The organism is Blastococcus carthaginiensis (genome assembly GCF_030731085.1).
Taxonomy (GTDB): Bacteria; Actinomycetota; Actinomycetes; order Mycobacteriales; family Geodermatophilaceae; genus Blastococcus; species Blastococcus carthaginiensis.
In genome coordinates this window covers 27,001-53,598 of the sequence record NZ_JASNFN010000014.1, presented here as the reverse complement: position 1 = coordinate 53,598, position 26,598 = coordinate 27,001, and the positions used below count along the sequence as shown (strand labels likewise).

Below are 26,598 nucleotides of genomic sequence, written 5' to 3'. Positions count from 1 at the left end.
GCGGTGCTCGAACTGGGCAAGTCCGGCACGCACGGGCTGCCGAAGGGCGTCCTGCCCGTGCTCCGCGACGACCAGGTCGTCGCGACGATGCGGTCCGCGACGTGGACCGAGGCCGCGACGGTGAGCGTCGACGGCTCGACGTGGGAGTACGCCCGGCGCAAGCGGGAGCTCACCGGACGCAGGTCGGGTGACCCCGAGGGCACCGCCCGGCTACGGGCGCGGCAGACCTCGGCCTGGAAGGGGACCTGGGAGATCGACGTGGAAGGCGCGACGGTCGAGGTCCGGCCGGCGTCCCGCTGGAAGGGCACCCACCGGTTCCTGCTGCACGGGCGCCAGGTCGCCGAGAGCGGCACCAGCCCTGGCTGGACCCCGCGGGCCACGATCACCGTGGACGGCGAGCTGCCGGTGGCGCAGCAGGTCTTCCTGCTCTGGTGGGAGCACGTGATCCGACGGCGGGTCGCGGCAGCGGCGGGGGCGGCCTGATGGCCGGCCGGGGGCGCATCCGCGCCGCGGACATCGCGCTGGTGCGCGAGCGCAGCAAGATCGACGAGATCGTCGGCGAGCACCTGCAGCTCAAGCGGGCCGGCGGCGGCAGCCTCAAGGGGCTCTGCCCGTTCCACGACGAGAAGTCGCCGTCGTTCCAGGTCACGCCGAGCCGCGGGCTCTACCACTGCCTGGCGGGGGAGACCGGCGTCCTGACCGAGGACGGCATCGTCCCCATCCGTGAGCTGGCCGGGCGGACCGTCCGGGTGCTCAACGGCAACGGTGGCTGGGTCGAGGCTCCGTTCAAGTCGTACGGCACCCAGCGCTTGATGAAACTGACGCTGACCCGCAACAGCCGCACCAAGGTGGTCCACGCCACCGACGAGCACCGGTGGTTCGTCCCGTCGGGCGCCCTGCGGCAGAACCGGCGTGAGAAATTCACCAGGGATCTGCGCCCCGGAGACCGGCTGTCGCACTCGTTCCCCATGAGCCGGGTGCTGAACCCGGCGACGAAGCCGTCCCCGTTCGGCATCGCTCGAGGGCTCGTGTACGGCGACGGCACGCGTGGTGGAGCCGGCTCCATCGCCAATCTGTTCGGCGCAAAGGACGCTCAGCTGGCCGCTTACTTCGCAGGCTGCCGGTCGTGGGAGGGCGAAGGACTCACGAAGTACTACGGCTTGCCGGCGTACTTCAAGGACGAGAGGCCGCCGCTGTACGAGGACGCGTCCTACCTCCTGGGCTGGCTGGCCGGCTACTTTGCCGCCGACGGCTGCGTCGCGGAGGACGGGGACGCGATCCTCAACTCGGCCAGGATCGAGGACCTGGAGTACGTGCGGACCCTCTGCACGCGGCTCGGTATCGGCACCTTCGGCGTGGCCAAGCAGAACCGGGTCGGCATCGACGAGGTGTCCAGCGACATCTACAACGTGCGCTTCATGACCAAGGGGCTGCCGGAGTCCTTCTTCCTGCTCGACCAGCACCGGGAACGCTTCCTCGGGAACGACAAGAAGTACGAGCGCAAGAACTGGGTCGTCCAGTCGGTCGAATGGTCCGACCGAACGGAAGAGGTTTATTGCGCCGAGGTCCCCGGCACCCATGCATTCACGCTCGAGGACAACATCCTCACCGGAAACTGCTTCGGTTGCGGGGTAGGCGGCGACGTCATCTCCTTCGTCCAGCAGATCGACCACCTGCCGTTCACCGAGGCCGTCGAGCTGCTCGCCGGCCGGGCGAACATCGAGCTGAAGTACGAGGACGACGGCGGGCGGCCGACCGCCGGGCCCGACCGCGCATCGGTGGGCCAGCGGGCGCGCCTGGTCGCGGCCAACGCCGCCGCGGCCGCCTTCTACGCCGAGCAGCTGGGCGCCCCCGAGGCCGCGCCCGCCCGCCAGTTCCTCGCCGACCGCGCCTTCGACCGGCAGGCCGCGCTGGACTTCGGCTGCGGCTACGCGCCCGGCGGCTGGGACGGGCTCACCCGCCACCTGCGCGCGAAGGGCTTCACCCAGGCCGAGCTGGTGACGGCGGGGCTGGCCAAGGAGAGCTCCCGGGGCACGCTGATCGACCGGTTCCACCGCCGGTTGGTCTGGCCGATCAAGGACATCACCGGCGACGTCATCGGCTTCGGCGCCCGCAAGCTCATGGACGACGACCCGGGCCCCAAGTACCTCAACACCCCGGAGACGCCGCTCTACAAGAAGAGCTCGGTGCTCTACGGCATCGACCGCGCGAAGCGCGACATCGCCCGGCGGCACCAGGCGGTCGTCGTCGAGGGCTACACCGACGTCATGGCCTGCCACCTGGCCGGGGTGACGACGGCGGTCGCCTCGTGCGGCACCGCCTTCGGCGCGGAGCACATCGGGGTGCTGCGCCGGCTGCTGATGGACCAGGACGAGTTCCGCGGCGAGGTGGTCTACACCTTCGACGGCGACGCAGCGGGCCAGGCGGCGGCGATGAAGACCTTCGCCGAGGACCAGCGCTTCGTCGGGCAGACCTTCGTCGCGGTCGAGTCCGAGGGGCGCGACCCGTGCGAGCTGCGGCAGGAGCAGGGGGACGCCGCCGTCCGCGACCTCGTGGCCCGGCGGACCCCGCTGATCGCCTTCGTGCTGCGCACCACGCTGGCCGGCTACGACCTCGACACCGTCGAGGGCCGGGTCGCCGCGCTGGAGAAGACGGTGCCGCTGGTCGCCGGCATCAAGGACCACGCGCTCCGTCCCGCCTACGCCCGGGAGCTCGCCGGGATGATCGGCAACACCGACGAGGCCGACGTGCTGGGCCGGGTGCGCCGGCTCACCGGCGACGGGGGAGGGGCGCCGTCCCGCGGCCGCCCGCGCGCACCCAAGCGCACCCCCGACGACGCCGCGGTCGCCGTCGAGCGGGAGGCGGTGAAGGCCGCGTTGCAGGCCCCCGAGTACGCGGGGCCCGCGTTCGACGCCGTCCCCCCGGGCGCCTACACCGACCCCGACTACGCCGCCGTCGCCGCGGCCGTGGCCGGGGCGGGCGGTGCCGGTGGGGTGACCGTGACCGGGCCCGCCTGGCTGGACCAGGTGGCCGCGCACTGCGAGCGGGAGAGCGCCCGGGCGCTGCTGACCGCGCTGGCGGTGGAGCCCATGCGCTCGGTCACCGGCCAGTGCGACCCGGTGTACGTGAACGCGATCCTGGCGCGGCTGGAGGAGATGGCCACCGTGCGGGAGATCGCCGCGCTCAAGGGGCGGTTGCAGCGGATGAACCCGGTGGAGTCCGGGGACGAGTACATGCGGGCGTTCAAGAAGCTGATGGACCTCGAGCAACTGGCGATCTCGTTGCGGAAGCGGGCGATGGGTGGGGCCGCGTGAGCCTCCTCGCCGAGCTTCGACGCCGCTTCGCGCGCCCGCCCGAGGAGGTCCGCGCCGTGGTGGCCGACCCCGACGAGCGGGTGCTCGCCTGGGGCGTCCTCGCCCGCGACGCCGGCTGGCTGGTGGCCACCTCCCGCGGCCTGCGGACGGTCGGCGGTCCGGGGGAGGACCTGCTGCCGTGGCACGAGGTGGGGCACGCCCGCTGGACCGCGACCACCGACGGCGGCGGCTCGTTCACCGTGACACCGCTCGCCGAGGTGGAGCCAGGCGTGCAGGCCCGCCTGCCCGCCGTGCGGCATGTGCTCACCGACGCCGGCGACCTCCCGGCGACCGTGCGCCGGCGGGTCGACCAGACGATCGTCACCAGCCGCCGCAGCCCGCTGCCCGATCGCGGCGGACTGCTGCTGGTGGCGCGGCGGGTCCCGGGTCAGGCGGCCCGGGAGTGGACCGTCGTGTTCGACGACGACGCCGACCGCGACGACCCGGTGGCCCGCGACATCGCGCGGCAGAGGCTCGCCGAGGCGTTCGCCGCCGAGCAGCCGGACTGAGCCGGCCGGCGGCTCAGCGCGGGGGCTCGCTGCCCAGCTGGGACTTGAGCGTCGAGACGGCGTCATCGGCCTTGGCCTGCGCGATGCCCGCGAGGCTCTGCAGGCGCGGGTCGTCCTTGGCATGCTCCCAGGCACGGCGGATCTGCTCGTAGCGCTCGCGGCCGGCCCGGGATCCGAGGACGTAGCCAGCACCGAATCCGGCGAGGAACGACAGCTTGGCCACGGGAACCTCCAGGTGGACGGGCGGTGAACAGCGGACACGGTACCTGTGGCGAGCATCGCGCCGCCGTCCGCGAGCCGTCCGCGGGAGCCCTCGGGGCGTGGGGTACTCTCGTCGGGCCAGCGGGTCGCGCCCGCTGATCCCCCGTAGCTCAATTGGCAGAGCATGCGACTGTTAATCGCAGGGTTATTGGTTCGAGTCCAATCGGGGGAGCTCCACTAGGCCGTGTTTGAGAAGTCGCTCGCGGAGCGAGTCCGGCGTGTCGATGCCGGGAAGTAGGCGAGGTCGCCGGTAGAGGGGTCAACGACCAAGAAGACCCTCACCACGGAGACCTCGTGGACGGCACCCTACCGGCCGGTGTCCGCCATGACCTGACCGACGAGCAGTGGACGATCCTCGCCTCGCTTCTGGAGGCGCTGCTGTCGGTTGGCAAAAGGCCAGGCAGGCCTCGGCGTTGGACGCTTCGGCAACTGATCGACGGCATCCGGTTCCGCACCCGGACGGGCTGTCCCTGGCGGGACGTGTCCGAGCGCTACGGCAGCTGGCAGAGCATCTACGGCCTGTTCCGCGCCTGGCAGCTGGCCGACATCTGGACGGCGATCGAGACGAGCGTGCAGGCGTTGAGTGACGAGGCCGGGCTGATCGACTGGACCGTGTCGGTGGACTCCACGATCAACCGGGCCCATCAGCACGCCGCCGGCGCCCGCCGTCATCCCGAAACCCAGGCCGAGCCGCCGGTCGGGGAACCGCTCGATCATGCCCTGGGCCGCTCCCGCGGCGGCCTGTCGACCAAGGTGCACCTCGCCAGCGAGCAGGGCCGCAAGACGCTGGCCACCGCGCTCACCGCGGGCCAGGCCGCCGACAGTCCCCAGTTCACCGTCGTGTTGGGCCGGATCCGGGTGCCCCGGCGGTCAGGACCGGGGCGGCCGCGCACCCGCCCGGACCGGGTGCTGGGCGACAAGGCCTACTCCGCCCGGGCCAACCGGAGCTACCTGCGCCGGCGGGGCATCCCGGCGACCATCCCGATCAAGGCCGACCAGCAGGCCAACCGGCGCAAGAAGGGATCGGCCGGCGGCCGCCCGCCGACGTTCAACTCGGCCGAGTACCGCAAGCGGCACGCCGTCGAGTGCGGCATCAACCGGCACAAACAGCACCGCGGCTTCGCCACCCGCTACGACAAGCTCGCCGTCCGGTACGACGCCACCGTGCAAATCACCAATATCAACATCTGGCTGCGCGACTTATCAAACAGGGCCTAGGGCTCCGAAGAGCGACAGTGCGGCTCGAAGCCCTTTGCTATGGCTCGCCCCGGACGCGTCGGGCATCCTCCAGGCATCCAATACGGATGAGGAGGATGCCGTGGGCCGACCACCGCTCCGGCTCGGTACGCGCAGGAAGCTCCTGTCCATCGTGCAACCCAGCGGCCAGGTCAACGCCCGGGCGAGGTTCCGCGACTTCGACGGCCGGGTTCGACTGGTGTCGAGGTCGGTTCCTCACGGGCAGCGGCAGAGCGGGCGCTGAAGGCAGAGCTGACCAGGCGCCCGGCGGCGTCGGTGCGCTCACCTCAGCCGCTGGATGATTCAGCTCATCTCCTGGCGGTCAAGGCGATCCCCGTGCCCGGTAGTCGCGCCGCTGCATTGATCCGGATGCGACCGCGCCGTCGCGAACACCACCCCGTTCACCGAGGGCTGCCAGGACTTCAGCACCCGGGTGGCCTGCGGTGACATGTGGCGGCGGCCGGAGCGGTCGCGCCGCGACCGGAGCCTGATGATGCTCTCGATCACGATCGCGCTGCGGCACTGGGAGGAGTTCGTGCTGCACGTGCGCGCGCCGAAGAACGACGGCCCGACCGACGAGGAGATCGGCGCGGTCTCACAGCATGCAGGGGTGTACGCCAAGGTGCCCGCGGCCCACCACGCCTACAAGGTGGCCGGCCCGATCCTCGACGAGCTCCGCGGCGCTGAGTGCGCCTGACATGCCCCCGACACCCGCGCCGACCGACGGCGTCGGTCGGCGCGGGCGCGAGGACGATCAGCGAGGGTCGATGGGTGTCAGGACGCCCGTGCGGGCCTCGATCGCCGCGCCGGCGTCGAGCAGGCCCGCTTCGTCGAAGCGCCGGCCGAGCAGTTGCACCCCCACCGGCAGCCCGTCGGCCACGCCGGTCGGCACGGCCAGTGCGGGGAAGCCGAGCGTCGGCACCGCCATCTGTGACCACTGGACGGCGGCCAGCCGGCGCGCTGCGTCGACCCCCTCGAGATCGGCGTCCTGGGCGAAGGCCTGTTCCGCAGACACCGGCAGGAGCAGGAGCGGGTACTGCTCCATGAACTGCGACAGTCGCACGAGCAGCGTGTTGCGACGGGCCCAGCCGTTGATGAACTCGGCCAGGGTCGGCTCGGGTCCCCAGAACTCGGCTGCCACGGCGTACACGCCATCCATCGCCGTGCGCAGGCTTTCCCCGCCGAGGGCGTTCATCATCGGCCGGATCAGCCGTACCTCCTCGATGGCGAGCAGGTACCACAGCCGGTATGCCTCGGCGAGCAGCGGCAGCTCGACCTCCTCGACCGAGTAGCCGGCGTCGCGCAGAGCCCCGGCCGCCTGGTCGAGGGCTTTGTCCACCTCCGGCGTGGGGTCTGCGACACCGACGCTGCGCAGCAGCCCGACCCGGCGTGGGGTGCGGGACAGCGGCGCACCGGCGCCATGGGCGTAGAAGGCGTCCCGCGGATCGTGCACCTGCATCGCCGCGTACGCCAGCCGGACGTCGTCGACGCAGCGGGCGATGGGGCCCTCGACGGCGAACAGCGCCGCCGACATGGGGGTGTCCATGCCTTCCATGCCGGAGGACGGGAGCCGGCCCGCGGTCGGACGGAGCCCGGTGAGACCGCAGGCGAAGGACGGGTAGCGGATGGAGCCGCCGATGTCGTTGGCGTGGGCGACCGGCACCATGCCGCTGGCCACGGCCGACGCGGCGCCGCCGCTCGACCCACCCGGCGTGCGGGTGGTATCCCATGGGTTGAGCGTGCGGCCGTGCAGGTCGTTGTCGGTGACCCACCGGAAGGAGAACGCGGGGACGTTGCTCCGCCCGACGAACACCGCGCCGGCCCGGCGCAGCGCCGCGGTGCTCGCGCTGTCGGCGGCCGCCACGGCCTCGGCGTGCGCTGGTACCCCGCCCGTCGTGGCACGGCCAGCTTCGTCGGTGTTGACCTTGATCGACACCGGGACTCCGTGCAACGGCCCGAGCGCCTGCCCAGCGGCGACCATCCGGTCGGCGAGGTCGGCGGCCGCCAGCGCCTCGTCGCCATACACGTCGACGAGCGCGTTGAGCGACGGGTTGACCTGCTCGATCCGCCGGAGACAGCTGGCCACCGCCTCCCTGGAGGAGATTTCCCGCGCCGTGATGGCACGGGCCAGCCGGGCTGCGGACCACCGCCACAGCTCGTCGGAGGACGGGGGGGCGGCGCTGGTCTCGGTCATCGGGTCTCCTCGCGGCGGAACTGTCGCGGACGTGTCGCGTCATTGTCAGGAGGTCGGGCCGTCTCCAACGGTGGGCGATGTGTCACCCGCGTCACACGAATCCGACGATCTGTTGGCCGGGAGATCGATGAGGACCCCCTTGAATCAATGCAGTGCGTGGACCCGGCTGTGTGGTCCGCACCCAGACGAGCGGAGTCCCCGATGCACTCGACCGTCGCGACACCCGGCTCTCCGGCGCGCACGCGCGCCACCACCGTCGCCGCCGCCCTGCTCGCGGTCGTCACGGCTGCAGGCTGCTCCAGCGACGGCGGCGGCGGGGGAGGCGACGGGCGGCAGTTCGACGCCGAGATCACCACCGACGTCCCGGCGGCCACGACCGACGTCGAGTCAGTGACGTGGAACCTGGCATCCGGCGAGCCACCGATCCTCGACCCGGCACAGGCCGCGCTGGAGAACATCAGCAACGTCGTCGCCAACACGTGCGAGTCGCTGATGACGGTCGACGAGAACTTCGAGCTTCAGCCGGCGCTCGCGCAGTCGTTGGAGCAGCCCGACGAGCTGACCTACGTGTTCACCCTCCGAGAGGGGGCGACGTTCTGGAACGGCAACCCGGTGACCGCCGACGACGTCGTCTTCAGCGTCACCCGCATCCTCGACCCGGCGCTGGCCTCGCCGTGGGCCGCCTGGGCGAGCAAGCTCGAATCGATCACGGCGACCGCGGAGAACGAGGTCACCCTGAAGCTGACCGCCCCCGATCCGCTGGTGGAGGGCGTCTTCGCGTTGCCGGCGTTCACCGTCGTGGAGCGCGCCTTCACCGAGCAGGCCGGGCCGGCCTTCGGCACCGCCGGCGTCGGCGTGATGTGCACGGGCCCGTACGAGTTCACCGCCTGGAACCAGGGGCAGAGCATCGAGCTGACCCGGAACGAGAACTGGTGGAACGAGGAGATCGATCCGAAGGTGCAGTCGGTGACGTTCACCTTCAACACCGACCCGGCGGCGCAGGTCGCCTCGCTGCGCAGCGGTGAGACCGACGGTCAGTGGATCATCCCGAGCTCGGCCTTCGAGCAGCTGGCCGAGGCCGGCAACATGCTGATCGGGCAGAGCCTTCAGACGCTGTTCATCAGCGCGATCGACCTGACCGGCCCGATGGGCGACCCAGCCGTCGCCGAGGCCCTGGCCGCCGCCATCGACTACCAGGGGATCAGCGAAGCCGTGTACCGGGGCACCGCTCCGCCGCTGCGCGCCCTGGTGCCCCCGTCGGCGTGGGGCTACGCGGAGGACGTCTACGAGTCCGCGTACGAGGAGCTGCCGGAGCCGGTCCAGGACCTGGACCGCGTCGCTGAGCTGGTGGCGCAGACGCCGGCCGCCTCGGAGGAGATCGTGCTCGCGTACCTCTCCGCCTCCGACGAGGAAGCCCGGGCGGCGACGGCCATCGCCGACGCGGCGAACCAGGCTGGCATGAACATCCAGCTGCAGCCGCTCACCGCACCCGAGTTCGGCGCCGTCTTCATCTCGCCCGAGGCGCGACAGGGCTTCGACGCGCTGCTCGCCGTCGGCTACCTGGACCAGCCCGAGCCGCTGGCGTACTACCAGTTCTTCATCACCGGCTCGTTCTACAACTTCATGGGCTGGAGCAACCCCGAGTACGACGCACTCATCGGTGAAGCGCTGGGCACGCTCGACAACACCGAGCGCGCCGAGCTGGTCACGCAGGCCCAGTCGATCATCCACGAGGAGGGCATCGTCCTTCCGATCGTCAAGCCGGCCACGACCGTCTACTACGGCCCGGAGCTGACCGGGGTCGTGCCGCGGCAGAGCTACCTGTACACGCCGTGGCTGGCCGTGCTCGGCGGCGAGTGACCAGGTTCACCGGGCAGGTGGGGAGATGCACTGATGTCATCGACGATCGCAACGTGGCTGGGGCGCCGGGTCCTCGGCGCCCTGGTCACGGTGGTCATTGCCTCGGTGGTGGTCTTCGGCGCGCTCCGGCTGATGCCCGACACCGATGGCGCGCTGGCCGGCGGGCGGAGGCTGACACCTGAGCAGATGGCGGCACTGCGCGAGCGGTACGGGCTCGACGATCCGTTCCTCATGGCCTACGCAGACTGGGCCGGGAACGTGCTGTCGTTCGACTTCGGCATCTCGACGGTGTACCAGGACAGCGTCAACACGCTCCTGGCCAGTCGGCTGCCCGTGTCCGCCTTCCTCATCGGCTATTCGGTGGTGCTGACCGTCCTGCTCGGCCTCACCGTGGCGGTGATCGGCGCCGTCAAGGGGGGCGTGGTGGCCCGGCTGACCACGGTGCTGACCAGCGGCGCCGCGGCGACACCGCCGTTCGTGGCCACCGTCGTGCTGTTGTCGGTCTTCGCCGTGCAGCTGGGCTGGTTCCCCACGACCGGGGCCGGCGAGGGCTTCCTCGACCGGCTGTGGCACCTCACCCTGCCCGCGCTGGCCATGGCGCTGGTCGCCTTCGGCGTCCTGGCGAGAGTGGCCCAGGCGACCTTCGTCGAGGAGCTCCGCCGCGAACACGTGGAGGTGGCCCGCAGCCGGGGAGTGCGGACGGGGGCCATCGTCCGCCGGCACGTGATCAGGAACGCGCTGGGACCGATCATGACGCTCGGTGGGGTGCTGGTCGCCGGCCTGTTCGTCGGCACCGCGGTGGTCGAGACCGCTTTCGGCGTGAACGGCATCGGTTCGTTCCTGGTCTCCTCGGTCGCCCGCCAGGACTTCCCCGTCGTCCAGGCGCTCGCGCTGATCGGGGTGACCCTCTTCGTGGTCGTCAGCACGATCGTCGAGGTGCTGTTGCCGGTCGTCGACCCGCGGGTCAGGAAAGAGTTGGTGTCCCGATGACCGTGGCCGTCCCCGAGTTGCGGGCGCCGAGGACTCGGCTGATCCGTCGCCACCCCGTGAGCGCGGTCCTCGCCGGTGGCTTCCTGCTCCTCATCGTCATCATGGCGGTGTTCGCGCCGCTTCTCGCGCCGCACTCGCCCACCGCCACCAGCCTGACCGACGCCCTGCTCCCTCCCGGCTCGCCCGACCACCTGCTGGGCACCGACTCCACCGGCCGGGACATCCTGTCCCGCCTGATGTACGGCGCCCGGCTCTCCCTGCTCGGACCGCTGGGCGTGGTCCTCCTGGCAACCGTCGCCGGCGTGGCGGTCGGTCTCGCGGCGGCGCGGGGGCCGGGATGGGCCGACCTCCTCCTGACCCGCGCGATGGACATCGTGTTCGCCTTTCCGGGGCTGCTGCTGGCCATGCTCGTGGTCGCCGTCTTCGGCCCCGGCCTGCTCGCGCCGATGTGCGCCCTCGCGATCGCTTACACCCCCTTCGTGGGGCGGGTCGTGCGCAGCCTGGCGTTGCAGGAAGCGGCCCGGCCCTACGTGGACAGCTACTCGGTGATGGGGTTCGGGCGGCTGTTCGTGACCGTCCGACACATCCTGCCCAACCTGGTTCCGGTGCTGGCCGCACAGGCGGCCCTCGCCTTCGGGTACGCGCTGGTGGACCTGGCGACGCTGTCCTTCCTCGGGCTGGGCGTGCGACCGCCGCAGTCGGACTGGGGCTCGATGATCAGCCAGGCGCAGCCGGCGATCCTGCAGGGACAACCGTGGAGCGCGATCATCCCGGGCATCACGGTCCTGCTCACCGTCGTGGCCGTCAACATCCTGGGCGAGCACCTCGGGAGTTCCGTCGCCCGCGCGGGAGAGCGATCGTGACCCGCGCCGGCGCCCAGCCGACGGCACCGACCGTGGCTGATCCGGCTCCCGGGCCGGTCCTGGCAATCGAGGGGCTGTCGCTCTCGGTTCCCGGCGACGCCGGCCCGGTGCCCCTGCTGGCCGACGTGTTCCTCTCCGTGCACCCCGGGGAGACCGTCGGGCTGGTGGGGGAGTCCGGCTCGGGGAAGTCGCTGACGATCCGCTCCGCGCTCGGCATGCTGCCCCGCCGGGCCAGCGTCTCCGGCCGGGTCGAGGTCGGCGGCACCGACGTCCTCAGGGTTTCGGCCGACGGGCTGCGCAGGCTGCGGAACTCCACCGCGGCGATGATCTTCCAGGACCCGCGGGCGTCGATCAACCCGGTCCGGCGGATCGGCGACTACCTGACCGAGGGGCTCCGCGCCACGGGGATGTCCCGCTCCCAGGCCCGGGCGGAGGGCCTCGACCTGCTGGAGCGGGTGGGCCTGCGCGACCCGGCCCGCGCCTTCCGGCAGCATCCGCACGAGTTCTCCGGCGGGATGCTGCAGCGCGTCGTGATCGCCGGAGCGCTGTCCACCCGGCCGCGGCTGCTGCTGGCCGACGAGCCGACGACGGCGCTCGACGTGACCACCCAGGCGGAGGTGATCGCGCTGCTCAAAGACCTGCAGGCCGAGCGGGGGATGGGCCTGGTCTTCGTCACCCACGACCTGGGGCTGGCCGCCGCGGTGTGCGACCGGGTGTACGTCATGTACGCCGGGCGCATCGTGGAGCACGCGCCCAGCGAGCACCTGTTCCGGTCGCCGGCGCATCCCTACACCGCTGCGCTGCTGGCGGCCCACCCGTCCCTGCACGGGCCCAGGAACGAGCTGCGCGCCATCCCCGGCCGGCCGCTGGCGCTGGCCGAGGCACCCTCGGGCTGCTCGTTCCGGGACCGGTGCCCGCAGGCAGTGGGCGCCTGCGGCGACGACGTCCCGCTGGAACGCCGGCACGGCGGCGCCGACGTCGCGTGCATCCGGCCGGGAAAGGAGAACTGGTCATGACCGCCACCGTCCCCGTTCTGGAGGTGACCGGGCTGTGCAAACGGTTCGGGTCCTTCACCGCCGTGGATGAGGTGAGCTTCGCCCTCGCACCGGGCGGCTCGGTCGGCATCGTCGGGGAATCCGGCTCGGGGAAGACCACCACCGCGCGGATCCTGGTCGGGCTCGAGCGGGCGAGCGCCGGGCAGGTGCTGCTGGATGGCGAGGTCATCGCCGCGCCGTCCAGGCGGGCACGCCAGGCCCAGGCCCGCACTCTGGCCCGCAAGATCCAGATGATCTTCCAGGACCCGTACCAGTCCTTCGACTCCCGGCTCACCATCGAAGAGTCGATCGCCGAGCCGCTGCGGCTGCACTTCGGGCTGAACGGCGAGGGGCGCCGGCGACGGGTCGCCGAGCTCTGCGACCAGGTCGGCCTGAGCTCCCGCCAAGCGCAGGCGCTGCCCCGCAACCTCTCCGGCGGGCAGCGGCAGCGGGCGGCGATCGCCCGGGCGCTCGGCATCGAGCCGACGGTGCTCGTCCTGGACGAGGCGGTGGCGGCGCTCGACGTCTCCATCCAGGCCCAGGTGCTGAGGCTGCTCGCCGACATCCGCCGGGACACCGGGATCTCCTACGTCTTCGTCAGCCACGACCTGGCGGTGATCCGTGCCATCACCGACGACGCGATCGTGATGCGCTCGGGCCGGATCGTCGAGGAAGGCCCGACCGAGCGCCTGCTGACCGCGCCCCAGCACCCCTACACCCAGCTCCTGCTGGCTTCGGTGCCGGAGCCGGGTTGGGACCCGGCGGCGGTCGCGCGGGCCGGGCGCGAGCTGGAGCCAACCGGGTCCAGCTCGCAGGGAGCCCGCACCCCATGACAGACACGACGCGGCGCGCGGTCGCCGAGATCGACGCTCAGCTCGACGAGGCGTCGTCCGTACCCCTGTGGCTGGACACGTCCACCCGCCCGGCCCCACGGCCTCCCCTGGGCGGCGACACGGAGACCGACCTGGTGATCGTCGGCGGCGGCTTCACGGGGCTGTGGACCGCGCTGCGCGCCAAGGAGCGCGATCCACAGCGGCGGGTGCTGCTGCTGGAGGCCGACCGGATCGCCGAGCACGCGACCGGGCGCAACGGCGGCTTCTGCGAGGCGAGCCTGACCCACGGCGAGCCCAACGGGCGGGACCGCTGGCCCGACGAGTACGAGCAGCTGGACCGACTGGGGCGGGAGAACCTGGCCGAGATCGCCGCGACCGTGCAGCGGTACGGCATCGACTGCGACTTCCGGCGCGACGGCATGCTGGCGGTGGCCACGCGCGAGCACGAGGTGGCCGACCTCGAACCCGGCGAGCCCGGCTTCCTGGATGCCGCGCAGGTGCGGGCGATGGTGGACTCGCCCACCTACCTCGCCGGTCGCGAGGAGCCGGACAGCTGCGCCCTCGTGGACCCGGCCCGGCTGGCCTGGGGGCTGGCGGACGCGGTGGAGTCGTTCGGTGTCCGGATCGCCGAGCACACGCGCGTCGAGGAGGTCGCGCGGCGGGGCGGTTCGGTGACTGTGCGGACGTCGTCGGGCATCGTCACCGCCGACCGAGTGGTGCTCGCCACCAACGCGTTCCGGCCGCTGCTGGCCCGGCTGCGGTTGCACACGGTGCCGGTCTACGACTACGTGCTGGCCACCGAGCCGCTCACCCAAGAGCAGCTGACCTCGATCGGCTGGCAGGGCCGGCAGGGCATCGGTGACTCCGGGAACCAGTTCCACTACTACCGGCTCACGGCCGACAACCGCATCGTGTGGGGCGGATACGACGCGATCTACCACTTCGGCCGCCGCATCGACCCGGCGCTCGACGACCGTCGCGCCACCCACCGAGTGCTCGCCGAGCACTTCTACGAGACCTTCCCGCAGCTCTCCGATGTGCGCTTCACGCACCGCTGGGGCGGGGTCATCGACACGTGCACCCGGTTCAGTGCCTTCTTCGGCTCGGCATTCCGCGGCCGGGTGGCCTACGCCCTGGGATTCACCGGCTTGGGCGTGGGCGCCTCGCGGTTCGCTGCCGACGTGATGCTCGACCTGCTCGACGGGGCGACCACCGAGCGGACCCGGCTGCAGATGGTGCGCCGCAGGCCGCTGCCCTTCCCCCCCGAGCCGCTCGCCTTCGTCGGCATCCAGCTCACCCGGTGGTCCCTGGCTCGGGCCGACCGCACCGGCAGGCGCAACGCCTGGCTGCGCGTGCTCGACCGCCTCGGCCTCGGCTTCGACAGCTGACCCCGCATTCCCAAGGAGCATCGTGGAGATCACCGTCCTACGTCCGGGCGTCGTCCCGGAGGCCGCCGACGCGGTCGCCGTTCCCATGCGCGACGGCGTGGAGCTGGCCACCGACGTCTACCGGCCGGACGACGAGGCCCGGCCCGTCGTCCTGGTCCGGCTGCCCTACGACAAGGACGGCGAGTACTGCTTCCTGCCGTCGATCGCGCGCCACGCCAACGCCCGCGGGTACACCGTGGTCGTCCAGGACGTGCGCGGCAAGTTCCGTTCCGGCGGGGCGACGGAGTTCGGCATCCACGAGGTCGAGGACGGCTACGACACGATCGAGTGGATCACCGCCCAGGCGTGGTGCACCGGCGACGTGGTGATGTGGGGGGACTCGTACTACGGCATGACGCAGCTCGCTGCCGCGGCCGGCGGGCACCCCTCGCTCAAGGCGATCGCGCCGCGGCTGACGGGCACCCTGCTCTCGCAGGAAGTCCCCTACCCCGACGGGACGCGCGATGTCGAGGCCACCTCGCGCAAGGTGTACTTCTCCTCCTGGTACGTCGACCGGAACGCCTATGAGTGGCCGGTCGACTGGACCGCCCGCCCACTGCGCGCGACGTTCGAGCACTTCTTCGCCGAGCTCGGTCGGCGTTCGCCGAACTTCGACGCCGAGTTCGGGGGATCGGCGCCGGGGTTGACCGGTCACCTCGACCGGCTGCTCGCCGCGCCGCCGGTGCCGACGCTGTTCACCGTCGGCCTCTTCGACAACTGCGCGATCTACTCGTGGCACGACCTGCGCGCGCTGCTCGGGCACGAGGAGTGGTGCCGCGCGGTGCACCTGCGGGTCGAAGCCCTCGACCACGAGAACATCCACCTGGACGACGTCCCAGCGGTGCCGCCCGGCCCGGATCCGCAGTTCCTCGCCCGGATGCTCGATCCCGCGCTCGACTTCTTCGACGCGGTCCTCGGCGGGCGACGGGGGGAGATCGCTCCGGTGCACTACGAGACTTGCCACAGCGAGACCCGCAGCGCGACGACGTGGCCGCCGGAGGACGCGTGCGAGGTGTCCCTGCACCTGCGCGCCGGTGACGGCGCACTCAGACTCGACGAGCGTGCAGGTGCGTCGGAGCATGCCTCGTGGCGGCACGATCCCGATGACCTCGTTCCCTCGGCGGGCGAGAATCCCTTCGCCCGTCTCGCTGACCGTCGCGACCTGTCACACGTCGCTGCCCGCACCGACGTCCTGACCTTCGAGGGGCCCGCCGCCGGCGAACCGGTCGACCACGCAGGCCCGGCCTGGGTGGACCTGGCGCTGTCCAGCACAGTGCAGGCGACGAACGTGCACGTCCGGCTCCTCGACGTGGACCCCGATGGCGCCCAGCTGCTCGTCACCAAGGGCCAGGTGCACCTGTCCGAGGTGCACAGTGACCGGCCGGTCCGCGTGGACCTGCAGGCGGTCTGCTACCGGCTGCGACCCGGGCACCGCTGGGCGCTGCAGCTGATGAGCAGCGACTTCCCCGAGTACGTGCCCGAGCCGGGGGACGGGTCCCATCCCTGGGAGGCCACGCACTTCGCTCCCTCCGAGCAGACCGTCCACCTCGGCGAGCCGGGTGTCAGCCGGCTCGTCCTGCACCGCCGATGACCAGCTCGACCGTCCACCACGACACCACCACGACAGGAGCTACCGTGCCCGACCTGCTGGAGCCCACTCTCACCTTCGCCTTCGAGGTCCGTGTGGAGGTCGCCGAGTCCATCCGGATCGGCCGCGGGCCGCAGGAGGAGGTGTTCTTCACGCCGATCACCGGCGGGGTCGTGCGCGGTCCACGGCTGGCCGGCGAGGTGCTGCCGTACGGCGGGGACTGGTCGATCACCCGCCCCGACGGCACCGAGCTGGACGCTCGCTACCTGCTCAAGGCCGAGGACGGCGCGGTGATCGGCATCCTCAACCGCGGCTTCTGGCGCGCCGATCCCGAGGTCGAGCGGCGTGCGATGGCCGGCGAACCCCTGGCGGAGACCGAGTTCTACTACCGGACCTCGCCGATGTTCCAAACCGACGCGGAGGCCCACCAGTGGCTGACCTCGGCAGTCTTCGTGGGGATGGCCCGCGAGGAGGAGGGCGACATCTGCATCCGGTTCTACGAGTTGGCGTGACGGCGGGACTCGTCCCGCCGTCGGTTGAGCACCTCCTCGGCGACGACCGCTGCGTGCAGCGACAACCGGATGTCCGGGTCGTCGAGATCGACGCCGAGGAGGCGCTCGACCTTCGCCAGTCGGTCGTAGAAGGCCGGGCGGGACATGTGCAGGCTCGCCGCCGCTTCGGACTTGCTGCACGGGTGGAAGACCAGCGCCCGGACGGCATCGAGCAGGTCGGTCTGCCAGCGGGCATCGTGCTCCCGCAACTGGTCCAGCTCGCGGGACACGAACAACCGCACCCGATCGTCATCGGCGAGCATGGCCAGAAGTCCACGCAGGTGGACGTCCCCGAGCCGGTGCACCAGCGGCGCCGCCGCCCCGGGGCGCGCTGAATCGACGACGTGCAGTGATTCGTGCAGCGTCCGGTCGATCTGACTGGCCCGCCCGACGAGGTGGCCGGCTCCGATGAGCACGTCACTGCGCCGGTGGACCCGGCCGGCGAGCTGCTCGACGGCCCGCTCGGCATCGGCCGAGGGTGCGAAGGACAGCAGGATCCGGACGACGCCGTCGATCGCGGAGACCAGCGCGGGCACACGCTCCTCGTGCGTGGCATGCACCACCGCGGCGAGCACTGCGTCCAGCTGTGCCGCACGCCGGGCGACCGGCTCGTCCAGCGGCGCGACGGGGCGTACCGTCAGGCCGACGAAGCTGCGACGGTCCACCGGCAGGCCGGCGAGTTCGCAGCGCTGCAGCACGTCGCTGGAGGTCGGGTCGGCGAGCAGGCCCACGAGGATCTCGTGGTGGGTACGCCGGGTCAGGCTGTCCCGCTGCCGGTCGTGCAGGCGATGTAGCGCGAGAGCCGCTGCGGCGCGTTCGGCGGTGGCGACGAGGCTGGGCGGTGGTGCGTCGGGAGACTGGATGACGAGCCGCCCCCAGGCGCGGTCCGGCCGGCCCACCCTGGTGAGCAGCCAGCCGTTCGCCGGATCCCACGTGGTGCGGCGGTCCAGCACGACTTCGCGTGACCGCTGCTGCCAGCCCCCGAGGAACGTCGCGGTGTCGCCGGGGCCCGGGCGGTAGTCGAGCAGGCGCTTCTGCTCGTCCTCGAGGACGACGGTGGTCCCGGCCAGCCGCTGGACCGCGTCCAGGATCTCGCTCGGGCCGGCCTCGGCGATGCTCAGCTCCGTGAAGACCTCGTGGACTCGTTGCGCTTCCCGCAGCTCGGTGAGCTGCCGGTCGACGATCCGCTCGCCGATCGCCTGCGCGACTGCCGCGAAGCGCACCTCCCGAGGGAGTGCCACCAACGGGAGGGAGCGTCGCTCGCAGGCCGCCACCAGCGCCTCGGGCACGGCGCCCCACCGGCGGCCCAGCTCGATCACCAACCCGGCGCACTGGCTGCGGTCCAGGCTCTCGGCGAACGCCCCCAGGTCGGCGGGGGTGTCCGGTAGGGCGATGCCGGTGCTCAGCACGAGGTCGCCGCCACGCAGCAGCGGTGCGACGTCGACCAGCTCGGTGGTGTGCACCCAGCGCACGGCGCGGTCCAGCCCGGCGGAGCCCGCGAGCACGACGGGGTCCGCGCCGCGCAGCGGCGGCATCGCGAGCACCTGCCTGACCGTGACCCCGGTGGTGGAGCTGGCGCCGTCCGGGACAGGCAACGGGGCGATGACGTCCGTGGTCGGGTGGCGCAGGGTGGAGCTGTGCAGCAGCCCAGTACGCATGGGGTCTCCCGTCAGGCCGAGAAGGTCGGGCACCATGAGACCGCTGCCACATCGCCGTTGTCAACGGCGTTGACAACAACGTAACGTCCGGGTTCCGGACACAGCGCGGAGGAGGCCCGGTGACGGGACAGCGGACCAAACGGAGGGGCGCGGCGAGGGCACGCTCCGCCGGCGATGCGGGTCTGACCCGGGACGCCATCGTCGAGGGGGCGCTGGAGCTGATCGAGCGCGAGGGTGCGGGCGCGCTGACCATGCGACGGCTCGGAGCCGAGCTGCAGGTCGACGCCACCGCGTTCTATCGACACTTCCGCGACAAGGACGACCTGGTCCTGGCCTGCATGGACCGGGCCGAGCACCTGGCGTACGAGGTGGTCGTGCCGCGCATTGGGTCCTCCTCGTGGCAGGACGTCCTGCGGGCCATCGCGGACGAGACGTGGACGGTCGCCTCGACCTATCCCGCCGTGTACGCCGAGGCGTTCCCCCGCACCACCGGCGGACCCGGGGAGCGCAAGATGGTCGAGCTCCTGCTGTCGACGGTGGCCGGGCTGGGACTGGACCGGGGAACGACGGTGCTGCTGTACCGGGCCTATGCCGACTGCCTGCTGAGCTTGAGCGGCGCCCGGGCCACCATGCAGCGGCTGGGACCGGATGCGGTGGCCAAGGACGCCTCGGCCTGGGGGCGGATCTACGCGGTGCTGCCCGAGGCGGAGTACCCGGCCGCCCGGATGCACGCCGCCGAGCTCGGCGCCGTGACCGACCGGGAGATCTTCGACCGGGTCGTGGAGGCGCTGATCGCCACGATGGAGGCGGCTGCTGCTGCCGCGGGCCGGGCCACCGACCCCGACCGCAGACCTCCGGACGGTCAGCCCAGGTAGAGCTTCCGGAGCGTCTCGGAGATCTCCCAGGTGGTGCGGTCGCCGGCGCCCAGCCGGACGACGGTGCCCGGCACGAGTGCGAGGCAGGATCCGTCGTCGAACAGGAGCCGGCCGCGGCCGGTGAGCACCACGAAGATCTCGTCGTCCTCCACATCGGTGACCGTTCCCTCGGTCAGCTCCCAGAGCCCCACCTCGATGCCGGAGATCTCGGCCAGCGGGCGGAGTCCCGCGGCCGGCGCGCCGGCGACGACGCCGGCCGGGTCGAGTGGCAGGCCGGGCAGGGGCATGGCGGCGGCAGCGAGCAGTCGGTCGGCTGCCCGGGATCCGTGGGGGATGGAGGTCACGCGACGCATCCTGACCGATGGGGTGAGGCCGCGGCCCCGACGGAACGACGTGGAGGACGGGGCTTCCGACGAAACGCCGGGACCCGTTGCCGGAGCGGACGATCCGTCGGCCGGTCCCGGCCCGGCGGCTGGCAGCGTGGAGCACCGCACCGCTGACGATCCTCTCGACCCGCTTGGAGGCGGCCATGCATCTCCCGGGGGGCGCACATCACATCGCCGGTGCCTTCGGCGACGACGACGGGCCGGAACAGGAGGTGCTCGACCCGTCGACGGGACAGGTGCTGTGGACCTACCGGGCCGACACCCCGGCCACGGTCGAGCGGGCCATCGACGCCGCCGAGGCCGCGCTCCCGGGCTGGGCCGGGTCCACACCGGTCCAGCGGTCGACGGTGCTGCACGCACTCGCCCGCGAACTCTCCGCCGCGGCCGAGGAGCTGGCGCAGGCCGAGACGGCGCAGGTCGGCAAGCCGATCCGGCTCTCCCGGGAGTTCGACGTGCCCGGCTCGGTGGACAACGTGGTCTTCTTCGCCGGTGCCGCGCGCCGGCTGGACGGCATGGCCGCAGCGGAGTGGTCCGGCACGCACACCTCGACCATCCGGCGGGAGCCGGTCGGCGTGGTGGGCTCGATCGCCCCGTGGAACTACCCCCTGCAGATGGCCGTCTGGAAGGTCCTGCCGGCGATCGCGGCCGGGAACACCATCGTCCTCAAGCCGGCTGAGAACACTCCGCTCACCACGCTGATGCTGGCCGACGCCGCCGCGCGGGCCGGCGTGCCCGCCGGGGTGCTCAACGTGGTGAACGGTCCTGGTCCGCTGACCGGCGAGTCGCTCGTCCGCAGCCCGCGGATCGCCATGACCTCCTTCACCGGGTCGACCGCTGTGGGGCGGCACATCGCCGCCCTCGCTGCCGCCAACGGCACCCGGCTGCACCTGGAGCTGGGCGGCAAGGCGCCGTTCGTGGTCTTCGCCGACGCCGATCTGGATGCGGCGGTGCGCGGAGCGGTCGCCGGCTCGCTGATCAACTCCGGGCAGGACTGCACAGCGGCCACGCGCGCGTACGTGCACCGGTCGTTGTTCGACGAGTTCGTGGCCGGGGTGGCCGAGCTCATGGCCGCGGTCCGACTGGGCCCGACCCGCGACGAGGACACCGACCAGGGGCCGCTGGCCTCGTTCCGCCAGCGCGACAAGGTCGCCGCGATGGTCACGCGCGCGGTGGCCGACGGGGCCACCGTGGTCACCGGCGGGCGAGCGCCCGGCGGCGAGCTGGCCGGGGGTGCCTACTTCGAACCGACGCTGCTGGTGGGTGCCGACCAGCGCAGCGAGATCGTGCAGTCGGAGGTCTTCGGCCCGGTGCTGGTCGCGCTCCCGTTCGACGACGACGACGAGGCCCTCGCGCTGGCCAACGACGTTCCGTTCGGGCTGGCCGCTTCCGCGTGGACCCGTGACGTGTTCCGTGCGCAGCGGGTCGGCCGGGAGCTCGCCGCCGGAACGGTGTGGATCAACGACCACATCCCGATCGTGTCGGAGATGCCGCACGGCGGGACAAAGGGCTCGGGCTACGGGAAGGACATGTCGGTGTACTCCTTCGACGAGTACACCCAGGTCAAGCACGTCATGAGCGACATCACCGGCACCGCGCGCAAGGAGTGGCAGGACACCGTCTTCCGGCCGCGGTGAGGCACGGCCGGCTGCGAAGGTCAGCCGGCCGCGTGGACCAGGCGGCCGGCCACGTATGTCCGCTGCACCCGGGCTTCGCCGATCTCGCAGGGCGGCGCGGCGAACGGATTGCGGTCGAGCACCACGAGGTCGGCGTCCTTGCCGACGGTGATCGACCCCGAGCGGTCGTCGATGCCGTCGATGTGGGCCGAGCCCGCGGTGTAGGCGGCCAACGCCACCGGCAGGGACAGGGCTTGCTCGAGGAGGAAGGGGGCGGCCGCGGGGGTCTCCGGCGCCGTCCGGTTGACCGCGACGTGCAGGGCGGCGAGGGGATCGGGACTGCTGACCGGCCAGTCGCTGCCCATGGCCAGCGTCGCGCCGGCGCGGTGCAGGTCGCCGAACGGATACTGGCGCTCTGCCCGCGGGCTGCCCAGGAAGGGGATGGACAGCTCGTCCATCTGCGGTTCGTGGCAGGCCCACAGCGCCTGCAGGTTCGCGGTGGCGCCGAGCCGGGCGAAGCGTGGCACGTCGGCCGGATCGACCACCTGCAGGTGAGCCAGGTGGTGCCGGTTGCCGGTGGCCCCGTTGAGCCGGCGGGCGTTGGTGAGTGCGTCGAGGACTTCCCGCACGGCCCGATCTCCGAGCGCGTGGAAGTGCACGCCGAAGCCGGCGGCGTCCAGCGCCGCGGTGGCGGAGTCCAGCACGTCGACGGGCAGGAAGCTGAGGCCGTCGTTGGCCGTTCGGTGGCCGCACCGGTCGAGGTAGGGCTCGAGCAGCGCGGCGGTGAACGTCTCGACGACGCCGTCCTGCATGATCTTGACGCTCTCGGTCCGGTAGCGCGATCCGGCCACCCGGGCCTCGTCCCGGCGCTGGGCCAGGGCGGCCACCTGGTCCGCGACGCCGGTCAGGTCGCAGTCCCGGTCCCACCACAGCGCGCCGGCGACGTGGGCGGTGAGCCAGCCGGCTGCCTGCGCGCGCAGGTAGGACTCGTGCACCGTGGGGCCGGGCTCCTGCACGCGGACCATGGCATCCTGCCAGCCGACGACGCCGAGGGCGTGCAGATGATGCTGCGCCTCGCGCAGTCCCTCGTCGTACTCCTCCTGTGTCGGCTGCGGCGCCCGGGCCGCCACGAGGTCCATGGCGCCCTCGTGCAGCAACCCGGTCGGCCGGCCCGCGCTGTCGCGTTCGATCCGGCCGTCCGCCGGGTCGGGGGTCGACGCGTCTATCCCGGCGAGCAGCAGGGTGCGGCTGTTGACCCACGCCGAGTGGTGATCACGGTTGGGGAGGTAGACCAGGCGGTCGCCGGTGACGGCGTCGAGCGCCTCCCGGGTCGGGCGCCCACCGGGGAACGCCTCCATCGACCACCCGCCCCCGAGTACCCACTCGCGGTCCGGGCGGGACCCGAGGTACTCCGCGATGCGCGCGGTGTACCCGGCCGCGCTGGAGTCGCCCGAGAGGTCGCAGCGGGCGCGTTCGAGCCCTCCGTTCACGGGATGGGCGTGCGCATCGTGGAACGCGGGCCAGAGGGCCCGCCCGTCGAGGTCGACCACGTCATCGGCGCGGCGGACGAATGGTGTGACCGCGTCCGAGCCGCCGATCGCGGCGATCCGACCGTCGACGACGGCGACCGCGCTCGCCCAGGAGCGGGCCGCGTCGGCGGTGAACACTGCCCCGTTGTGGAAGACGGTGGTGGTCACGACGGTCAGCCGATCCGGACGAGGGTCCGCCCTCGGGCGCCGCCGGCGAGGATCCGTTCCAACGCGGCCGGAACGCCGTCGAGCGGCACCTCCTCGGTGGCCAGGTCGTCCAACGCCGCCGGCCGCAGGTCGGTGGCCAGCCGCTGCCACACCGCACGCCGCAGGTCGATGGGGCACTGCACCGAATCGATGCCGAGCAGGGCGACACCCCGCAGGATGAACGGCAGGACGGTCGTCGGCAGCGCCATCCCTCCGGTGTTGCCCGACGCCGCCACGGCGGCCCCGTAGCGCAGCGAGGCGAGGACGGCGGCGAGCGTGGCCCCACCGACGCAGTCCACCGCGCCGGCCCACCTCTCCTTCTGCAGGGGCCGCTCCGGGTCCAGTACCGAGCGGTCGACGACGTCGGCCGCGCCGAGCGAGCGCAGCCAGTCGGCGGCCTCGCGCTTCCCGGTGACCGCGGTGACCTCGTGGCCGCGTGCGGCGAGGATCGACACGGCCACGCTGCCCACGCCGCCGGAGGCGCCGGTGACCAGCACCGGGCCGGCGCCGGGGACCAGGCCGTGCTCCTCCAGCGCGATCACGCTCAGCGCAGCGGTGAAACCGGCCGTGCCGAGGACCATCGCCTGGCGGCCGGTCAGCCCGTCGGGGAGCGGGACGACCCACTCCGCGGGCACGCGCGAGTAGCGGGCGTATCCGCCGTGGTGGGCGACGCCCAGGTCGTAACCGTGCACCAGGACCGCCTGGCCTCTCACGAGGGGAGCCCCGCCGGGGTCGACGACGGTGCCGGCCAGGTCGATGCCCGGGACGAGCGGATCGATCCGGGCCACCTTGCCGTCCTTGCGGGAAGCCAGCCCGTCCTTGTAGTTGACGCCCGACCAGTCGACGGCGACGACGACCTCGTCGGTGCCGAGCTCGGCGAACGACAGCTCCCGCAGTTCCAGCCGGGTTTGGTCCCCGGAGGCGTCGGCGACGAGGGCGGGTACGGCGGAGGGCAGTTCGGTCATGCGCCCGATCGTCCGCGACCGGGGTGGGCCCAGGACCTGCGTTCCGTCGGCGCTTCCGAGCGGATCCCGACAGACCGTCGGGTCGCGGAGGGGCGCCCGCCACGCAGGCTGGGCGCCATGTCCTCCGACGTGCGCTACCGGCCTCGGTCGCTGGCAGTGGTCGGCGCCTCCCCGTCGAGCTTCGTCGGACGGGTTGCCCTCGAGAACTGCCGATCGCTCGGCTTCGCCGGCCGCGTCGTCGCCGTCACCCCGAAGTACGCCGAGGTGGCCGACGTGCCCGCCGTGCCGAGCCTCGCCGACCTCGACGAGCCCGTCGATGCCGCGCTGGTCCAGGTGCGTGCCGACCGGGTCCTCGGCGTCGTGGAACAGGGGCTCGCCGCCGGGGTGCGCACCTTCGTCATCCCGGGCGCGGGCACGACCGACTCCGGCGACGTGGCACGCGAGCTGGTGCAGGAGCTGCGTCGGCTGCGCGACGAGCACGGGCTCTCGGTGTTCGGCCCCAACTGCATGGGCGTGCTCGACCTGGTGACCGGCGCCGCGCCCTACATCGGCACGGTGGGCCGGGAGCTGCGGCGCGGCACCGTGGGGCTGGCCGCCCAGAGCGGCGCAGTCGTGGAGGCATTCGTGAACGCCGGGGCCCGCGTGCCGCTCTCGACGGCGATCTCCTCCGGGAGCGAAGCCGTCCTCGGCCTTCCGGACCACCTGCGGTTCTTCGCCGCCGACCCCGAGACGACGGCGGTGCTCGCATTCGTGGAGGCCGTCGACGACGCCGGGGACCTGCTGGCCGCCTGCCGCGCCCTGGCCGATGCCGGGAAGACGGTCGCCGCCTGCGTGGTGGGCCGCTCGGCCACCGCGCAGGAAGGCGTGCGGGCGCACTCCGGGAGGTTGGCCGGCGCCGCCCGGACGACGGCGGCGGCCCTGGCGCAGGCCGGTGCGGTGCTCGCCCACGACCTCGACGAGCTGATCGCCCTGGGAGAGGTCCTCGGCACCCGGCGGCACGTCCGCGGCCGTCGCACGCACCTGGTGACCAATTCCGGTGGCGAGGCGAACCTCCTGGCGGATCTCGCCGACGACGTCGGCCTGGAGCTGCCGGGCCTCGGCGTCTCCGCGCACGCCCGGCTCACCGAGCGGTGGCCGCTGTTCACCCCGCGCAACCCGATGGACCCGTGGGGCGCCGACGACCACGAGGTCATCTATCCCGAGGCGCTGCGTGCGCTGGCCGACGAGGGAGGCGATCTCCTGGTCGTCGGCATCGATCAGCAGCGGACGGCCGGCGCGTACGAGCAGGAGCTGGGGCTCTTCCTCGCCAGGACCCTCCGCGACGCCGTCGCCGGCTCCGACACCGTGCCGGTGCTGCTGAGCCCTGCCGCCCAGGATCCGCCGGACGAGCTCGCCGCTTTCTGCGCGGCGGCCGACATCCCGCTGCTGCGCGGTGCCCGCCCGTCGCTGGCCGCTCTCGCCGCCCTCGCCGGGCGGGCCGAGCACCCGCCAGCCGCGGCGCCGACCCCGCCGCGTGCGGCGCAGACTCCGCCGTCCGCACCGATGGCATCCGAGCTGCCGCGCACCGAGGACGAAGTCCTCGCCGCACTCGCCGCGCACGGACTGGATGTCCCGCGCACCCGGCGGGTGACGACGGCGGGTGCGGCGAGCGCTGCGTTCGCCGAGCTCGGCGCTCCGGTGGTGCTCAAGGGGGTCGCCGAGGGGCTGCTGCACAAGACCGAGGTCGGACTGGTCCGCGTGGGGCTGAGCACGCCCCAGGAGACCCAGGTCGAGGCCGCTGGCATGCTCGCCCGCGCGGCCGAGCAGGGTGTCACCCTGGACCTGCTGGTCGCCGAGCTGGTCCGGGGTGACCTCGAGGTACTTGTCGGCTTCCACCGCGATCCGGCGTTCGGGCCGACCGTCCTGCTGGGCCTCGGCGGCGTCTGGGCCGAGTTCCTGGACGTCGTCGACGTCCACGTCGGCGATCTCGACGAATGCACCGCGCACGCCTTCCTCGACCGCAGCCGAATCGGTCGCATGGTGCGGGACGCACGCGGCGGCGCCCTGGACCGGGACGGCGTCGTCCGTGCGTTGTGCGCGGTCAGCCGGCTGGGCGCGAGCTACCCGGAGATCTCCGCCATCGACGTCAATCCCGTCATCGTCAGCAGGACCCGGGCCGTCGCAGTCGACGCGGCGCTGACCCTTGCACCCATGGGAGGACCCAGCACATGACCGAGCTCGGTGAGAACCGCACCATCGTCAGCACTCTGCGGGTGCGCATCGGCCAGGAGGAGGCCCACTACGGGGGAAATCTCGTGGAGGGCGCCCGCGTGCTCAAGCTGTTCGGCGACATCGTCACCGAGGTGGCGATCATCACCGACGGTGACGAAGGCCTGTTCGTGGGTTACGACAAGGTCGAGTTCCTCGTCCCCGTCCACGCCGGGGACTTCCTCGAGGTGACGGGCACCGTAACCCGGATCGGCACCACCAGCCGCACCGTCGAACTGGAGGCCCGCAAGGTGATCGCCTCCCGCTACGACGACACCCCGTCGGGTGCCGACGTGCTGGACGAGCCGGTGGTCGTCGTCCGCGCGGTGGGTACGACGGTCGTGCCGACGAAGCACAGCCGCGGACCGCGCGGCAAGGGCCACACCGCCTGATCGTCGACGACGAGTCGCTGCGGAGTG

The 26,598-nt window shown here is 72.4% G+C and carries 23 protein-coding genes and 1 tRNA gene; 18 read left to right on the top strand and 6 right to left on the bottom strand.

What is annotated here, in order from left to right; genetic code table 11:
• The first annotated feature begins 3 nt into the window (after positions 1-3).
• The 3 genes from QOZ88_RS13405 to QOZ88_RS13395 are packed head-to-tail and all read left to right on the top strand — an operon-like array spanning position 4 to position 3,862.
• Positions 4-483, top strand: coding sequence for a hypothetical protein (locus QOZ88_RS13405; RefSeq protein WP_306000256.1), 480 nt, complete (start codon positions 4-6; stop codon positions 481-483).
• Positions 483-3,314: a DNA primase gene (gene dnaG / locus QOZ88_RS13400; protein ID WP_306000255.1), complete on the top strand. Its 2,832-nt coding sequence runs from the start codon at positions 483-485 to the stop codon at positions 3,312-3,314. The genes QOZ88_RS13405 and dnaG overlap by 1 nt, the downstream gene beginning before the upstream one ends.
• Positions 3,311-3,862: a hypothetical protein gene (locus QOZ88_RS13395; protein ID WP_306000254.1), complete on the top strand. Its 552-nt coding sequence runs from the start codon at positions 3,311-3,313 to the stop codon at positions 3,860-3,862. Before dnaG ends, QOZ88_RS13395 begins: the two co-directional genes overlap by 4 nt.
• 13 nt (positions 3,863-3,875) lie before the next feature.
• On the opposite strand, the gene QOZ88_RS13390 is transcribed toward QOZ88_RS13395, so the two are convergent.
• A complete protein-coding gene (locus tag QOZ88_RS13390; RefSeq protein WP_091932903.1) occupies positions 3,876-4,085 on the bottom strand; it encodes a hypothetical protein in 210 nt (69 codons plus the stop codon).
• A 137-nt stretch (positions 4,086-4,222) separates the two neighbouring features.
• Between QOZ88_RS13390 and QOZ88_RS13385 the strand changes: the two genes are divergently transcribed.
• The 3 genes from QOZ88_RS13385 (at position 4,223) to QOZ88_RS13375 (ending at position 6,056) form a co-directional block, all read left to right on the top strand.
• Positions 4,223-4,295, top strand: a tRNA-Asn gene (locus QOZ88_RS13385).
• 122 nt (positions 4,296-4,417) lie between these two features.
• The gene (locus QOZ88_RS13380) at positions 4,418-5,341 is read left to right on the top strand and encodes an IS5 family transposase (protein ID WP_306000253.1); all 924 of its coding nucleotides are present in this window, start codon (positions 4,418-4,420) and stop codon (positions 5,339-5,341) included.
• A gap of 451 nt (positions 5,342-5,792) precedes the next feature.
• Positions 5,793-6,056, top strand: a complete 264-nt coding sequence (locus tag QOZ88_RS13375) for a carboxymuconolactone decarboxylase family protein (RefSeq protein ID WP_306000252.1) — start codon at positions 5,793-5,795, stop codon at positions 6,054-6,056.
• A 57-nt stretch (positions 6,057-6,113) separates the two neighbouring features.
• On the opposite strand, the gene QOZ88_RS13370 is transcribed toward QOZ88_RS13375, so the two are convergent.
• Positions 6,114-7,553, bottom strand: a complete 1,440-nt coding sequence (locus QOZ88_RS13370) for an amidase (RefSeq protein ID WP_306000251.1) — start codon at positions 7,551-7,553, stop codon at positions 6,114-6,116.
• Positions 7,554-7,754: 201 nt separating this feature from the next.
• Here QOZ88_RS13370 and QOZ88_RS13365 point away from each other — a divergent pair, with 201 nt between their 5' ends.
• Genes QOZ88_RS13365 through QOZ88_RS13330 form a run of 8 tightly spaced genes read left to right on the top strand, consistent with a single transcriptional unit; the run spans position 7,755 to position 16,660 of the window.
• Positions 7,755-9,413: an ABC transporter substrate-binding protein gene (locus QOZ88_RS13365; RefSeq protein ID WP_306000250.1), complete on the top strand. Its 1,659-nt coding sequence runs from the start codon at positions 7,755-7,757 to the stop codon at positions 9,411-9,413.
• 33 nt (positions 9,414-9,446) lie between these two features.
• A complete protein-coding gene (locus QOZ88_RS13360) occupies positions 9,447-10,403 on the top strand; it encodes an ABC transporter permease (protein ID WP_306000249.1) in 957 nt (318 codons plus the stop codon).
• Positions 10,400-11,266, top strand: a complete 867-nt coding sequence (locus QOZ88_RS13355; RefSeq protein WP_306000248.1) for an ABC transporter permease — start codon at positions 10,400-10,402, stop codon at positions 11,264-11,266. Before QOZ88_RS13360 ends, QOZ88_RS13355 begins: the two co-directional genes overlap by 4 nt.
• Positions 11,263-12,282, top strand: a complete 1,020-nt coding sequence (locus tag QOZ88_RS13350) for an ABC transporter ATP-binding protein (protein ID WP_306000247.1) — start codon at positions 11,263-11,265, stop codon at positions 12,280-12,282. The genes QOZ88_RS13355 and QOZ88_RS13350 overlap by 4 nt, the downstream gene beginning before the upstream one ends.
• Complete coding sequence (locus QOZ88_RS13345; protein WP_306000246.1) at positions 12,279-13,133, top strand: ABC transporter ATP-binding protein; 855 nt, start codon at positions 12,279-12,281, stop codon at positions 13,131-13,133. The genes QOZ88_RS13350 and QOZ88_RS13345 overlap by 4 nt, the downstream gene beginning before the upstream one ends.
• Positions 13,130-14,521, top strand: a complete 1,392-nt coding sequence (locus tag QOZ88_RS13340) for an NAD(P)/FAD-dependent oxidoreductase (RefSeq protein WP_306000245.1) — start codon at positions 13,130-13,132, stop codon at positions 14,519-14,521. Before QOZ88_RS13345 ends, QOZ88_RS13340 begins: the two co-directional genes overlap by 4 nt.
• 22 nt (positions 14,522-14,543) lie before the next feature.
• Positions 14,544-16,151 (top strand): CocE/NonD family hydrolase, encoded by a 1,608-nt coding sequence (locus tag QOZ88_RS13335; RefSeq protein WP_306000244.1) that lies wholly within the window; start codon positions 14,544-14,546, stop codon positions 16,149-16,151.
• 44 nt (positions 16,152-16,195) lie between these two features.
• Complete coding sequence (locus tag QOZ88_RS13330; RefSeq protein ID WP_306000243.1) at positions 16,196-16,660, top strand: DUF3237 domain-containing protein; 465 nt, start codon at positions 16,196-16,198, stop codon at positions 16,658-16,660.
• Here the strand turns inward: QOZ88_RS13330 and QOZ88_RS13325 are convergent.
• Positions 16,645-18,357 carry a PucR family transcriptional regulator gene (locus tag QOZ88_RS13325; protein ID WP_306000242.1) on the bottom strand — a complete coding sequence of 571 codons (1,713 nt, stop codon included), beginning with the start codon at positions 18,355-18,357 and terminating at the stop codon, positions 16,645-16,647. The two genes, QOZ88_RS13330 and QOZ88_RS13325, sit on opposite strands and share 16 nt — an antisense overlap.
• Before the next feature lie 119 nt (positions 18,358-18,476).
• Here QOZ88_RS13325 and QOZ88_RS13320 point away from each other — a divergent pair, with 119 nt between their 5' ends.
• Positions 18,477-19,232, top strand: a complete 756-nt coding sequence (locus QOZ88_RS13320) for a TetR/AcrR family transcriptional regulator (RefSeq protein WP_306000241.1) — start codon at positions 18,477-18,479, stop codon at positions 19,230-19,232.
• Here QOZ88_RS13320 and QOZ88_RS13315 read toward each other — a convergent pair.
• A complete protein-coding gene (locus QOZ88_RS13315) occupies positions 19,220-19,576 on the bottom strand; it encodes a cupin domain-containing protein (protein ID WP_306000240.1) in 357 nt (118 codons plus the stop codon). The two genes, QOZ88_RS13320 and QOZ88_RS13315, sit on opposite strands and share 13 nt — an antisense overlap.
• Before the next feature lie 185 nt (positions 19,577-19,761).
• Here QOZ88_RS13315 and QOZ88_RS13310 point away from each other — a divergent pair, with 185 nt between their 5' ends.
• On the top strand, positions 19,762-21,252 hold the full coding sequence (locus QOZ88_RS13310; protein WP_306000239.1) for a gamma-aminobutyraldehyde dehydrogenase: 1,491 nt from the start codon (positions 19,762-19,764) through the stop codon (positions 21,250-21,252).
• Between the two features lie 20 nt (positions 21,253-21,272).
• Here QOZ88_RS13310 and QOZ88_RS13305 read toward each other — a convergent pair whose 3' ends face one another.
• The gene (locus tag QOZ88_RS13305; protein WP_306000238.1) at positions 21,273-22,928 is read right to left on the bottom strand and encodes an amidohydrolase; all 1,656 of its coding nucleotides are present in this window, start codon (positions 22,926-22,928) and stop codon (positions 21,273-21,275) included.
• A 5-nt stretch (positions 22,929-22,933) separates the two neighbouring features.
• On the bottom strand, positions 22,934-23,932 hold the full coding sequence (locus QOZ88_RS13300; protein ID WP_306000237.1) for an acrylyl-CoA reductase family protein: 999 nt from the start codon (positions 23,930-23,932) through the stop codon (positions 22,934-22,936).
• Positions 23,933-24,049: 117 nt separating this feature from the next.
• Between QOZ88_RS13300 and QOZ88_RS13295 the strand changes: the two genes are divergently transcribed.
• A complete protein-coding gene (locus tag QOZ88_RS13295; RefSeq protein WP_306000236.1) occupies positions 24,050-26,143 on the top strand; it encodes an acetate--CoA ligase family protein in 2,094 nt (697 codons plus the stop codon).
• Positions 26,140-26,571 carry a 3-aminobutyryl-CoA ammonia lyase gene (kal, locus tag QOZ88_RS13290; protein ID WP_306000235.1) on the top strand — a complete coding sequence of 144 codons (432 nt, stop codon included), beginning with the start codon at positions 26,140-26,142 and terminating at the stop codon, positions 26,569-26,571. Before QOZ88_RS13295 ends, kal begins: the two co-directional genes overlap by 4 nt.
• The last annotated feature ends 27 nt before the right edge of the window (positions 26,572-26,598 follow it).